Source organism: Providencia sp. (assembly GCF_040396775.1).
Classification (GTDB): Bacteria; Pseudomonadota; Gammaproteobacteria; order Enterobacterales; family Enterobacteriaceae; genus Providencia.
Genome location: NZ_JBEBNT010000029.1, coordinates 1 through 13,171 on the forward strand (window position 1 = coordinate 1; position 13,171 = coordinate 13,171).

Consider the following 13,171-nt stretch of genomic DNA (forward strand, 5'->3'; position numbering starts at 1 on the left):
GACCAAATGGCGGTACACGTTCCTCTGACTCTGGAAGCTCAGTTAGAAGCGCGTGCGTTGATGATGTCAACCAACAACATCCTGTCACCAGCAAGTGGTGAGCCTATCATCGTTCCTTCACAGGACGTTGTATTGGGTCTCTACTACATGACTCGTGACTGTGTAAATGCGAAAGGCGAGGGCATGGTATTAGCCGGTCCTAAAGAAGCTGAGCGTGTTTACCGTTCAGGTCATGCTTCACTGCATGCCCGCGTTAAAGTCCGTATCACTGAAGAAGTGAAAGATTCGGAAGGTAACATCACTATCAACACGGGGTTAGTTGATACCACGGTTGGTCGTGCAATTTTATGGATGATCGTACCAAAAGGTCTGCCTTACGCGCTGGTTAACCAAGCGTTAGGTAAGAAAGCGATCTCTAAAATGCTGAACACCTGTTACCGTGTTCTGGGCCTGAAACCTACGGTTATTTTTGCTGACCAAATCATGTATACCGGATTTGCCTATGCGGCACGTTCAGGTGCATCAGTTGGTATCGACGATATGGTTATTCCAGAGAAAAAAGCTGGGATCATCGCCGAAGCAGAAGCAGAAGTGGCAGAAATTCAGGAACAGTTCCAGTCTGGTCTGGTTACAGCAGGCGAACGTTACAACAAAGTTATCGATATCTGGGCAGCGGCAAACGAACGTGTTGCTAAAGCAATGATGGAAAACTTGTCGACTGAATCCGTTATCAACCGTGATGGCGTCGAGGAACAACAAGTTTCTTTCAACAGTATCTTTATGATGGCCGACTCCGGTGCTCGTGGTTCCGCCGCTCAGATTCGTCAGTTGGCGGGTATGCGTGGTCTGATGGCTAAGCCAGATGGCTCCATAATCGAAACACCAATCACGGCAAACTTCCGTGAAGGTCTGAACGTTCTCCAGTACTTTATTTCGACGCATGGTGCGCGTAAAGGTCTTGCCGATACCGCATTGAAAACAGCAAACTCCGGTTATCTGACTCGTCGTTTAGTTGACGTTGCACAGGACTTGGTTGTGACTGAAGACGACTGTGGAACTCACGAAGGTATCCTGATGACTCCGGTTATCGAGGGTGGTGACGTTAAAGAACCACTGCGTGAGCGTGTATTGGGTCGTGTGACTGCTGAAGATATCCTGATCCCAGGTACAGCGGACATTCTGGTTCCACGTAACACTCTGCTTCACGAAAAACTGTGTGACCTGTTAGAAGCTAACTCCGTCGACAGCGTGAAAGTGCGTTCAGTTGTAAGCTGTGAAACAGACTTCGGTGTGTGTGCACACTGTTATGGTCGTGACCTTGCTCGTGGTCATATCATTAACAAAGGTGAAGCTATCGGTGTTATCGCGGCACAATCAATCGGTGAGCCGGGTACACAGTTAACGATGCGTACGTTCCACATCGGTGGTGCGGCATCTCGTGCGGCAGCTGAATCTAGCATCCAAGTACGTAACACAGGTACGCTGAAACTGTTCAACGCGAAATACGTGACGAACTCAGAAGGCAAGTTGGTTATTACTTCACGTAATACAGAACTGCGTCTGATTGATGAATTCGGTCGTACGAAAGAAAGCTACAAAGTACCTTACGGTGCGCACCTGTCTAAAGGTGATGGCGCTGCCGTAACGGGTGGCGAAACTGTTGCGAACTGGGATCCACATACCATGCCAGTCGTCAGTGAAGTTTCTGGTTTCATCAGCTTCTCTGACATGCTTGATGGTCAATCAATGACGCGCCAGACGGATGAATTAACGGGTCTGTCTTCAATCGTCGTGCTGGATTCTGCGGAACGTACCAGTGGTGGTAAAGACCTGCGTCCTGCTCTGCGTGTTATTGACGCAAATGGTAACGATGTGCTTATCCCTAACACAGACATGCCAACCCAGTACTTCTTACCGGGTAAAGCGATTGTTCAGTTAGACGATGGCGTTGCTATCAATGCGGGTGATACTTTAGCGCGTATTCCACAAGAATCTGTGGGTACGAAAGATATCACGGGTGGTCTGCCACGCGTAGCTGACTTGTTCGAAGCACGTCGTCCGAAAGAGCCTGCAATCTTGGCTGAAATCAGCGGTATTATCTCGTTTGGTAAAGAAACCAAAGGGAAACGTCGTCTGGTTATCACGCCATTAGATGGTAGCGATCCGTACGAAGAGATGATCCCTAAATGGCGTCAGCTCAACGTGTTTGAAGGTGAGATTGTTGAACGCGGTGACGTTGTTTCTGATGGTCCAGAATCTCCACATGATATTCTGCGCCTGCGTGGTGTCCACGCTGTTACGCGTTATATCACCAATGAGGTTCAGGAAGTTTACCGCTTACAAGGCGTTAAGATAAACGATAAACACATCGAAGTTATCGTTCGTCAGATGCTGCGTAAAGTAACAATCGCGGATGCAGGAAGTTCTGAATTCCTCGAAGGTGAACAAGTCGAGTACTCTCGTGTTAAAGTTTCTAACCGTAAACTGGAAGTTGAAGGTAAAATTCCAGCAAATTACGCGCGCGACCTGTTGGGTATTACTAAAGCATCTCTGGCAACAGAGTCCTTTATCTCAGCAGCATCGTTCCAAGAAACAACACGCGTACTGACAGAAGCAGCGGTAGCAGGTAAACGTGATGAACTGCGTGGTCTGAAAGAAAACGTTATTGTTGGACGTCTGATCCCAGCAGGTACTGGTTTTGCATATCACCAAGACCGTATCCGTCGCCGTCATCTGAACGACGTTGTGGAAGCACCACAAGTTAGCGCAGATGAAGCAACAGCGAACTTAGCTGAACTGCTAAATGCGGGTTTCACTAGCGATAACCAGAACTAATTTCTGATATCCAAGTGTCTCTTGATAGAAACCGGTGTCGTAAGGCGCCGGTTTTTTTATGCCTGATAATTAACAAATAAGTTTATTAATTATCAAGTAATGATATTGGGACAGTGACTCTTCGGCTTTCTTGTTTGTCTTTCCAGCTTTGCATATCAAGTATCCATAAATTCTCAACCGTGATTTCATAAAAGCGTGAATGTCCATTGCCACTTAGTTGATTAAGTGGAATACGAGTATCACTGGTTGAAACCTCATCAAAGGGAGATTTGGGGTAAAATTCATCCAATGCGTCCTCACACTCCATAGCAGATAACTCGCGGGCTTTTCCTGTAAATTGCATTCCATCAAGGCCAAATTTTAGCATTTCAGGTAATGAATGATTAAATAATGAGCCACTGACCTTTTCATTTTGTTGGATATTTTTAGAATGCTTGGCTTGTCGAGATGAGAACCAAATAAAGCGCAGAGGGTTTAATTTAACGCAATGTTCGACGGTTGATGCCCAAGGGAATTGGTCTTCACCTTGTGTGGCAAGTGTTAAAAAGCGGGTGTTTTGTAGTAAGAGTAAACTGCGCATTTTTAAATTCATATTAAGTCCTATAGTTAAAAATTAAATTTAATCAATAGCCATTATTTGGCTTCATAAACTGTTATTGAGAGCATATCTGAATGTTGAAGTTGGCGTATCAGGAATATTATTTTTATATTAAGTCTGGGCGTTATCGTATTTAAATAAAAAATTTTGATTAACATAATCTAGTGTTGGAATTTTTTTATTTTAAGTCTTGTTTTAATTCATTGAATTGTGTTGGTTTTTATTTTTCAGTTCACCTTCATTTTTTGAATGGTCTAAAAAATTTGAAATAATATAAAGGTGAGTAACTAATATATAAATATCGAGATTTATTAGAGTCTATTAATTTTTGTAGGATGATGATAAATAAAAATCAGTGATAATAAATAACCTCGATAACATTTAGAGGGAATAATAAAGGAATTAATCATTTGGTTTATTTTGAATTTAAAAGGAATATTAAATGGATAAAGATATTATAAATAATCAAGTTGATAATGAAAAAATGAATTTGCCGGCTCAACAAGGTGGTTTTTCGAATACTTTTGGTGCGATTAATACGTCTCAGATTGTCACTGGAAGTGGCTCTATTGCATTGGATTTAGTCGTTATCATTGATACCAGTGGCTCAATGTCAGATGAATCAAATGACCTGAGCCAGCAAATTGATGCGGCAATTGAGAAAGCGGCTGCTAATTGTCCCTCACAATTAAGAGCGACATTTTTAGGCATTCAAGGGACGTGGGATAACACTAAATTCGACCAGTCAGTGAGTGATTATTTAACTGCTTTGGGGGTTAGTCAAGGGAGCTTACAAGCAAGACAACCTTTTAAAGAAGCGGATGGCATTGACCATGCTGGCAACAAAGAAGATTTATGCCGCGCTGTCATTGATGTTAGTAACTATTTTGATTGGCGTGATAACGCCCGGCGCGCGATTTTTGTGTTAGGAGATGAGGGTTTAGAAGGGGGTGGAGGAACATTAACCAGTGCGGCAGTACTGAAAAATAATGAAGCCATTGCCGTTGCACAAAATGCCCATGTAAAAGTGTACACCTACCAAGGAACACCAAATGATGACCCATCAAATATTGACCGCTTCCCAACATTGGGTGACCGAGACAAAGTTACGAAAGAATACGAGCGCTTAGCAGTAAAAACAGGGGGACGTTCGTATATTTATACTACTGGGATAGCGAATTTCACGTTAGTCTTACAAGAAATTTTATGCGATAGCTTAACGCCGCCGGGACGTCCAGAAACAGAGAAATCCAGTTGTGCAACAGTTTGCGAACAACTCCCTTTGATTATAGCGACAGTTAATACATTGGCAGAGGTTATTAATAAAACGATTGATGCTTGCTGTTCAAAAGAACCTGACAAGCACCATGATGCGGTTAAGGCTTGCCAATGTGACCATTGATGACTGATTTTCCAATAAAAATAGAGGGAGAATCTCCCTCTATTTTACATTTACTTATAGCCATATAGACTAATAGAAGATACCAATGATTGCGCAGTGAGCAACAAAACCGACCATTAGCGGCACCGCCGTTCGTTTCACCACATCGAAAGGCTGTAGCTTAGCACCACTGGACACGGCAATGATCACCCCAGCAACTGGGGACATACCACGACCCATATGGGAAGCTTGCTGCATTGGTAGGATCATTGAAATCGGGTTTACGCCCATGCTGTGTGCGATTTGCGGAATTAATTCCACAAACGCTAAGAATGGGGCATTACCTGAGCCCATGATAATTGCAGCAGCGAGTGTGACTAGGGCAAAGACGATTGCCATAGCAAATGGCGGCAAACCGACAGATTCTGCGCCTAAAATCAGTTGGTCGATAGCACCACTGACTTTGATACCGTGAGCAAATACCCCAGCAGCAACTAACAAGCCAACAACGTTACTAAAAGCATGTCCCATTCCGTTAAGGAACGTTTGGAAGCCATTACAGACCAATTTAAAATTACGCACTCGCAGGGTTTCAATCACCATACAAATTGCCATCGCAATTAATACAATGGTCACCACATCTAAGTGAATACCTGCAAAGAATAAATTGGATGTACCGACCGCCATCACGATTGGTAGCATAGGAAGAAATGCATAATACCCTGGGACGGATTTCTTGCTTTCCGCCTTTTCATTGGATTGAGCGGCTTTACCGATTTCAGGTACAAAGCCTTGTTTACGGTCACAATGACGTTGCCAGAAAATATGTGTAATACCCACCACCAGCACAGTGGCTAATGCCGCAGGGCCTTGGTAGTAAAGGACATATTCAACAACAGACATATCAACGGCTTTTGCACCACGAATTGCATCGATGGCCGTTGGTGTGTATGCAACACCAAGGGAGGTTGCAATAACCCCAGCCGCAGATGCAGGCGATAAACCTAAGCCAATCATGATCGGGAACATGGTTCCCATTAGTAGCACGGCAAGGCCCGTTGCTGATGGGATTGCCAGTTGTAGGATACTTGCCAATAAGAAAGAGAAAAACAACAACACATAGGGTGAGCGCATGTTTTTCAGTGGCTTAGTGGCAACACGAACAACGGCTTCATTTGCACCGATATGGTCCATATATTGTGCAAAGCCCATTAATGCCATGATCATCAAACCAAGATCTGCCGCACGACTACTGAAAAGGTCGCGCATAACTTCAAATGGATCGAGCCATGTTATCCCAGTAGTTGCGACGTTTTTAGGCAGGATTGGACCCCAACCCAGCGCCATGGTGAAGATCATCAACACTAAACCGGCAATTAATAATACTGGTTCTGCTTTGTAGCCCTTCAAAATAAACCGTGCAACCAAAACAACGATAATTAGAACCGTTAGAATTGGGATCATGCTTTTGCTCCTGGTTTGAAGCGTTCAGCGGTGATCTGGACCACTTGTTTTAGAACATCACTTGCTGCGTACAGAGATTTCACTGGAAGGTATTCATAGATTGAATGGAAGTTATGAGCGCCAGTGAAAATATTCGGGCAAGGTAAGCCATTTTGCGACAATGCCGCACCATCATAGCCACCGCGCATTGGGATAACTTTCGGTGTAATGCCACAGGCGTGGTATGCATCGACAGCAATATCAATCGGATAGCTGTTCTCACCTTGCAGGCTGTTATACACATTAGAATAGCGATCCGCTAACTTGCAAACAACGCTTTCTTTGCCCCACAAGTCTTCACAATTTTCAGCCAGTTTTTTCAAGAAAGCCATACGTGCACGGTAGCCTTCTTCAGTGAAATCACGAACGTCCATTTTTAACACGGTACGTGCGCTGTTCCCTGACATTTGCTTGACCCAATAGTAGCCTTCGCGACCTTCGGTATATTCAGGAGCTTCACCACCTGGTAACATGGCAATAAATTTTTGCGCCATTAGTAACGAGTTGATTAATTTACCTTTTGCTGACATTGGGTGAGCTGATTTACCGGTAAAGATAATCTCTGCATCCCCTGCGTTCCAGTTTTCATACACTAATTCGCCAATACCGCAGCAATCAAGGGTATAGGCAAAGTCTGCACCAAACTCTTTCACATCAAACACTTTGGCACCGCGCAGACCCTGTTCTTCATCAGGTACAAAACCGACTTTGATTGTGCCATGTTTGACATCTGGGTTTTGTTTGAAGTATTGCAGCATATCCATAATCGACGCGATAGCCGCTTTATCATCGGCACCTAACAAGCTGGTTCCATCAGTGACAATGATGTCATCGCCAATGTAATTGACCAACTCAGGGAACTCGCTTTTACGTAGGTAAATATTTAACTCTTTATTCATGCACAGGTCTTCACCGGTATAGGGCAAAATTTGTGCTTTAGTATCATTGGTTTGCTCTGCGCTTGTGTCTAAGTGACCAAAAAATGCGACAGTTGGGACGTCGTAATCAAGGTTAGAGGGGAGAGTGGCTGTCACAATAGCAGTATCTCGCAGTTTGATATATTCAACGCCGAGTGCTTCTAACTCCTGCACAAGCTGTTTGGCTAATACACGTTGCCCTTCGGAGGATGGCATGATCCCCGCAGCGCCTTTTTCCCGATCAGTGGTGGTGTTCACTTTGGTGTAAGAAATAAAACGGTCAACAATATTCATTATTCTCATGCTCCAACATCATTTTGAATGTTTTATACTTTAGTTATCGCTGTGTTTGTAATCTCATTTCACAGTATTATTCTTTTATCATAATTAAAGAGAGCTTGAATATCCGACCTGTTGAATTTTTTTAAGAAATGCTAGGAGGGATATAAAATCGATAATTAACACTGGCTTTATTCGTATAATGAATTAAAATGCGCAACTTTATACCTTACCTATTTAATGATGTTAATTTATTGATATTAAAGCGTAATAAATCCATCCTGTATGTTTTTTTATTTAACATCTGATGTTATCTTTCCTTATCTAAAATCTATTTATCAATAATCTGGGTTAGAGAAATTAAATTAATTTTAATGACTGTCACTAAATTTTCATTTTGATTTTCTGAAAGTTAAATAGTATTTTAGAAAGTTATTCATGAATAAATAAGGTGATATTTTAGTATTTAAAACCAATTTTGAGTGGTAGTACTTAATTATCGGTGAGGTTGGCGTTATAGTCGTTAATGATTAGGTGTATTTACTTAAAATGTAGCAGTGTGTAAAAATGAGGGATTCAATTTATTATTAATATCTATTTATGAATAGATAAAATAGATTAACGAATAGGGTTAAATCACAAAATCAAATATACCCTGTTGTTAGCTCTTATTTTAATGGAACCTATGGTGTTTTTTTGACATGATGCAATTGGTGCCTAGCGAGTTTACTTAACGAAATAAAAAGAAAACTGAAGTAAGGGGCCATACGCTATATTTAATAAAGTAAGGCAAGGGCTCAGTATGGCTTCAATTAACATTAAAAAAAATAATATTATTTCTGGCTTTCAATGGTTCTTTTTTATCTTCTGTAATACGGTGGTGATCCCCCCAACATTACAATCTGCGTTTCATTTATCAGACCAAACCACTTTTACCATCACCCAGTATTCTTTTTTATTAACTGCGTTAGCCTGCTTGTTACAAGCTTTTTTAGGGCATAAGCGGTCGGTGATGGAAGGACCCACAGGGCTGTGGTGGGCGACGATTTTAACCGTGACACTATCGGAATCGATGCAAGGTACAGCTCTTAGCACCATTGGTTGGAGCCTTGCTATAGGTATTTTTCTTTCGGGGATTATCACCATTTTAATTGGTTTAAGTGGGCTTGGCGGTTGGCTAGCCAGCTTATTTAAGCCAGGGGTGTTAGTGGTGTTTATGTTTTTGCTGGGTGCTCAATTGGTGACTATATTTTTAAAGGGAATGCTAGGTCTTCCATTTGGTGTTGGCGGAGTAGAAGTGACAGTGAATTATCCCGTTTTCTTTCTAGCCCTTGCTGTGCTTGCTTTGGTGATTGGGGTTATTATTTATTTACCCGCGAGTATCAGTAAATACGCGTTGCTGATTGGCACTATCATCGGTTGGGCGGTATATAGCGTACTGTTTGGTAGCAGTTCATTACCTATATCTCCTTCTTCGTGGGCGCTTTTTCCGCTCGGTAAATCGGATGAAATTAGCGTGAGTATTATTTTAACCGCTATCTTTGCAGGTATTCTGAATACCTCCAATACCTTTGGAGCGATGCGAGGAACCGATGTCTTCTACCCAAATTCACAGCCGACTAAGTCACTATACCGACGCAGTTTTGTGATGTCAGGCTTCGTGACGGTACTTGCTGCACCTCTGGGCATTGTGCCTTTCTCGCCTTTCGTCTCTTCTATTGGCTTGATTACTCAAACAAAAGATAGTTCTCGTATTTCATTTGTCATTGGTAGTGTGATTTTTCTTTGTGTGGGGGGGATTGCCGTACTGACACAATTTTTCCGTTCATTGCCCCTCGCGATTGGCAGCGCGGTGATGTTAGCCACGTATTTGCCATTGCTGTTTTCGTCGTTCTCATTTCTGACGGATATGAAATTAAATGCACGTAATATTTACCGATTAGCGCTGCCGATTTTTGTCGGGATATTTTTAATGTCAGCACCATCAGCGGTATTAGATTCGTTACCCACAATGTTCAGTTCACTATTAGGTAATGGGCTTTTAATGGGGATTATTTTTGCACTCATTCTGGAAAACACCATTAAGTGGGACAAAATTGCTTAGAAAAGTGGTATTGCGGAAAAGCATCTTTAAAGGTGCTTTTACTAGTGCCATTATGGGTGTGAAATTTCAGTTTGGAGATAAAGCATGACTTATCAAATTTTGAGTGATACTGCTGCAAGTATTGCTGATTTGAAAAAAAATCCAATGGGTATTATTGCTGAAGGTGAAGGCAATCCTGTTGCTATTCTTAATCGAAATGAACCTGCTTTTTATTGTGTACCGCCTGAGTTATTCGCGTGGTTTATGGAACTAGCAGAGGATGCAGAACTCAATAAGATTGCAGATGAGCGTGTACAATCACTCGATACCGTTAGTGTAAATCTCGATGACCTATAAACTCGAATTTGATAAACGTGCATTAAAGGAATGGCAGAAATTAGCGCCTGCGATTCAGAATCAATTTAAAAAAATTAGCGGAACGCCTTGAAAATCCTTTTGTGCCATCAGCTCAACTTAGTGGTAAACACAATCGTTATAAAATAAAGCTACGCTCATTAGGCTACCGCTTAGTTTATGAAGTGATCGAGGACAAAATTGTTTTACTGGTTATTGCTATCAGTAAAAGAGAGGGGAATGCGGTTTACTTTTCTTCTGATGAACGTTAACACTAGACGTTCTAAGGCATAGGCAATTAAAGGGCTAACATTGCGTTAGCCCTTTAAGTTTAACGCCCTAAATAGTCATCCCAATCTTTCCAAACGGGTTGTAACCCCGCTTGTACAAGGGCATTTGCCACTTGTGCAGCACTGCGATTATCGTTTGGTGAAAACTGTTCTAACTCTTCTTTGGTATCTGCGTAACCCCCTGGTTGGGTCTTTGAGCCTGCGCTGACATTATTAATCGCGAGTGGCACCACATGGTCGCGAAAATACGGGGACTCACGAGTCGACAGTGAAAGCTCAACATTGGGGGCTAGTAAGCGAAAGGCGCAAATGAGTTGAACCAATTCCGCTTCATTCATCAGTGATGCAGGCTCGACGCCACCTGCACAAGGACGCAAACGCGGAAATGAAATGGAATAGCGGCTTTGCCAATAATATTGCTGCAAATACAGCAAATGCTCGGCCACCATGTAGCAATCGGTGCGCCAACTGTTAGATAAACCAATTAATGCGCCAAGGCCGATTTTATCTACACCAGCCTCGCCAAGGCGTTCAGGGGTGGCTAAACGCCAGTGGAAATCTTGCTTTTTACCCTTGAGGTGATGCAGTTGGTAGGTTGGCTCGTGGTACGTTTCTTGGTAAACCATCACACCATCTAACCCCAGTGTTTTCAATTCCTTATATTCTTCAGTGCTTAAGGGCTGCACTTCCATCATCAATGAACTGAAATAAGGGCGAATGATAGGCAAAGTATGGCGGAAGTAATCCATCCCCACTTTACTTTGGTGTTCCCCTGTGACCAACAATAAGCTATCAAACCCAATTTTACGGATCGTTTCGCACTCATTGACAATCTCAACGTCATTGAGTGTTTTACGTTTGATTTTGTTGCTCATCGAAAAACCACAGTAAGTACAATCGTTTGCGCAGAGGTTCGACAAATAAAGCGGGACGTAAAACCCAACTGCGTGGCCAAAACGTTGGCGAGTAAGCCGTTGTGCTTTTTGCGCCATCGCTTCAACGTAAGGCCGCCCCGCAGGGGAGAGCAGTGCCATAAAATCATCGAGGGTGAGGATATCACTGGCTAAAGCGTGTTCTACATCGTGGGCAGTTTTGCTGTTAATTCGCAGCGTAGTATCGTCCCAATCTAGTGCATTTAAGCGCTCTTGGAAGTGGGGGATCATGATAATGCCCCCAAAAAGCTGGTGAGTGGGCTGGATGCTTGCGCCTGCTGTTTCGGTGCCGCTAAGCCACTTTGATAAGCCAATTCGGCAGCTTCGACAGCCAGTTTAAAGGCTTTTGCCATTAAAGCAGGTTGCTTGGCAACGGCAATCGCCGTATTCACCAGTACGGCATCTGCCCCCATCTCGATAGCTTCTGCGGCGTGGCTTGGCGCACCAATCCCAGCATCTACCACAACAGGCACGGTGGCTTGTTCGATAATAATTCGCAGCATCTCTTTGGTGGCTAAACCTTTATTGGTACCGATAGGGGCACCTAATGGCATGACCGCTGCGCAGCCAACTTCTTCAAGACGGCGGCATAGCACGGGGTCTGCACTGCAATAAGGCAATACCACAAACCCCTCTTTGACCAGTTGCTCCGCTGCTAGCAGTGTTTCGATAGGGTCAGGCAATAGATAGCGCATGTCAGGGTGAATTTCGAGTTTGACCCAATGGGTACCAAGGGCTTCTCGCGCCAGTCGTGCAGCAAAAACGGCTTCTTGGGCGTTTTTTGCCCCGGATGTATTGGGTAAAAGCTTTACGCCAAGCTCTTGAAGTGGCTGCAAAATACCATCATCCTGCCCGCGCAGGTTAATTCGCTTCATCGCCATGGTGACTAATTGGCTACCTGAGGCTTGAATAGACTCTTGCATTAACGTGGCATTGGCAAACTTCCCTGTTCCCGTAAATAGGCGTGATTGAAAGGTCACATCAGCGATTTTTAGCATGGTTAGCCCCCTGCGATAGCTTGAAATAACAAGATATTGTCTTGGTCATTAATGAGATGAGAATCCCACTGACTCTTTGGAATGATGACTTGGTTGATGGCCAGTGCGGTACCCGCAGTGGAGCGGCCTAGCGCCTCAAACAACTGCTTGACGGTCAGTGGGGCATCAAGCGTCATATTTTGGTCATTAATTAGGATATGCATGCTTCTTCCCGACAAACTGGACATTGCAACGATGGCGTAAGCTGCAATGTGTTCCATTGTTGTTGTTTTCCATCGAATAAGCGTAATTTCCCACTTAAGGATGAAGGCAACCCGACAAGTAATTTAAGGGCTTCAAGGGCTTGTAGCGTACCGATAACGCCAACAACAGGCCCCAATACCCCAGCGGTACGGCAGTTACGCTCAGGTTCATCTTGGTCGGGATAAAGGCAGGCATAACACCCTGAACTAAACGGCGGTTCGAGTACCATCAGCTGTCCACCAAAGCCCACCGCACTACCACTAACGAGAGGTGTGTTAGTGATGACACAGGCGGCATTGACAGCATGGCGCGTTGCCATGTTATCGCAGCAATCAAGTACTAAATCGACTTGCTCTACGAGGGGGATTAACGTCTCAATCTCTAATTTCTGCACAATTGCCCGCGTTTTCACTAGCGGATTAAGTTGGCGAAGCCTTTGGGCGGCTAATTGGGCTTTTGACTGCTCGATATCATCTGTATCGTAAAGTACTTGTCTTTGTAAATTAGAGACATGCAAATCATCGTGGTCAGCTAGCCATAACTCGCCAACGCCAGCACCGGCTAAGTAGAGGGAAGCGGGGGAGCCTAACCCACCTAAACCGACAATCAGCACTTTGCTATTTTTCAGTTTCTGTTGCCCTTCAGGGCTAACGTCTTCAAGTAATAGCTGGCGGCTGTAACGCATGAATTCTTGGTCACTTAACATGATTAAATTCCTCGAATTATCAGCCGTGTGTCTATTTCACTAAATACACGGC

The 13,171-nt window shown here is 43.6% G+C and carries 11 protein-coding genes and 1 pseudogene; 5 read left to right on the forward strand and 7 right to left on the reverse strand.

Annotation, left to right across the window (positions count from 1 at the left end; all coding sequences use genetic code 11):
* A partial coding sequence (locus ABWP91_RS19035; protein WP_353244575.1) for a DNA-directed RNA polymerase subunit beta' occupies positions 1-2,835 on the forward strand: 2,835 nt, incomplete at its 5' end.
* Positions 2,836-2,920: 85 nt separating this feature from the next.
* On the opposite strand, the gene ABWP91_RS19040 is transcribed toward ABWP91_RS19035, so the two are convergent.
* On the reverse strand, positions 2,921-3,427 hold the full coding sequence (locus tag ABWP91_RS19040; protein WP_353244576.1) for a pyridoxamine 5'-phosphate oxidase family protein: 507 nt from the start codon (positions 3,425-3,427) through the stop codon (positions 2,921-2,923).
* Between the two features lie 490 nt (positions 3,428-3,917).
* Between ABWP91_RS19040 and ABWP91_RS19045 the strand changes: the two genes are divergently transcribed.
* Positions 3,918-4,835 (forward strand): VWA domain-containing protein, encoded by a 918-nt coding sequence (locus tag ABWP91_RS19045; protein WP_353244597.1) that lies wholly within the window; start codon positions 3,918-3,920, stop codon positions 4,833-4,835.
* Between the two features lie 69 nt (positions 4,836-4,904).
* Here the strand turns inward: ABWP91_RS19045 and dcuC are convergent, their stop codons facing one another.
* Together dcuC and pepT are read right to left on the reverse strand one after the other, a co-directional pair.
* Positions 4,905-6,278 carry a C4-dicarboxylate transporter DcuC gene (gene dcuC / locus ABWP91_RS19050; protein WP_353244577.1) on the reverse strand — a complete coding sequence of 458 codons (1,374 nt, stop codon included), beginning with the start codon at positions 6,276-6,278 and terminating at the stop codon, positions 4,905-4,907.
* Positions 6,275-7,528, reverse strand: a complete 1,254-nt coding sequence (gene pepT / locus ABWP91_RS19055; RefSeq protein WP_353244578.1) for a peptidase T — start codon at positions 7,526-7,528, stop codon at positions 6,275-6,277. The genes dcuC and pepT overlap by 4 nt, the downstream gene beginning before the upstream one ends.
* A gap of 787 nt (positions 7,529-8,315) precedes the next feature.
* On the opposite strand from pepT, the gene ABWP91_RS19060 reads away from it, so the two are divergent.
* The 3 genes and pseudogenes from ABWP91_RS19060 (at position 8,316) to ABWP91_RS19070 (ending at position 10,222) form a co-directional block, all read left to right on the forward strand.
* On the forward strand, positions 8,316-9,617 hold the full coding sequence (locus tag ABWP91_RS19060; RefSeq protein WP_353244579.1) for a uracil/xanthine transporter: 1,302 nt from the start codon (positions 8,316-8,318) through the stop codon (positions 9,615-9,617).
* An 84-nt stretch (positions 9,618-9,701) separates the two neighbouring features.
* Complete coding sequence (locus ABWP91_RS19065; RefSeq protein ID WP_353244580.1) at positions 9,702-9,953, forward strand: type II toxin-antitoxin system Phd/YefM family antitoxin; 252 nt, start codon at positions 9,702-9,704, stop codon at positions 9,951-9,953.
* Positions 9,943-10,222 (forward strand): annotated as a pseudogene (locus ABWP91_RS19070) (type II toxin-antitoxin system RelE family toxin). The gene ABWP91_RS19065 and the pseudogene ABWP91_RS19070 overlap by 11 nt, the downstream one beginning before the upstream one ends.
* Before the next feature lie 59 nt (positions 10,223-10,281).
* Here ABWP91_RS19070 and thiH read toward each other — a convergent pair.
* From thiH to ABWP91_RS19090, 4 genes are read right to left on the reverse strand one after another with little or no spacing between them, the layout of a single operon-like run.
* Entirely contained in the window at positions 10,282-11,403 is a 1,122-nt protein-coding gene (thiH, locus tag ABWP91_RS19075) for a 2-iminoacetate synthase ThiH (RefSeq protein WP_353244581.1), read from the reverse strand.
* A complete protein-coding gene (locus tag ABWP91_RS19080; protein ID WP_353244582.1) occupies positions 11,400-12,170 on the reverse strand; it encodes a thiazole synthase in 771 nt (256 codons plus the stop codon). The genes thiH and ABWP91_RS19080 overlap by 4 nt, the downstream gene beginning before the upstream one ends.
* A 2-nt stretch (positions 12,171-12,172) precedes the next feature.
* A complete protein-coding gene (thiS, locus tag ABWP91_RS19085; protein ID WP_353244583.1) occupies positions 12,173-12,373 on the reverse strand; it encodes a sulfur carrier protein ThiS in 201 nt (66 codons plus the stop codon).
* Positions 12,361-13,119, reverse strand: a complete 759-nt coding sequence (locus ABWP91_RS19090; RefSeq protein WP_353244584.1) for a HesA/MoeB/ThiF family protein — start codon at positions 13,117-13,119, stop codon at positions 12,361-12,363. Before ABWP91_RS19090 ends, thiS begins: the two co-directional genes overlap by 13 nt.
* Between the last annotated feature and the right edge of the window lie 52 nt (positions 13,120-13,171).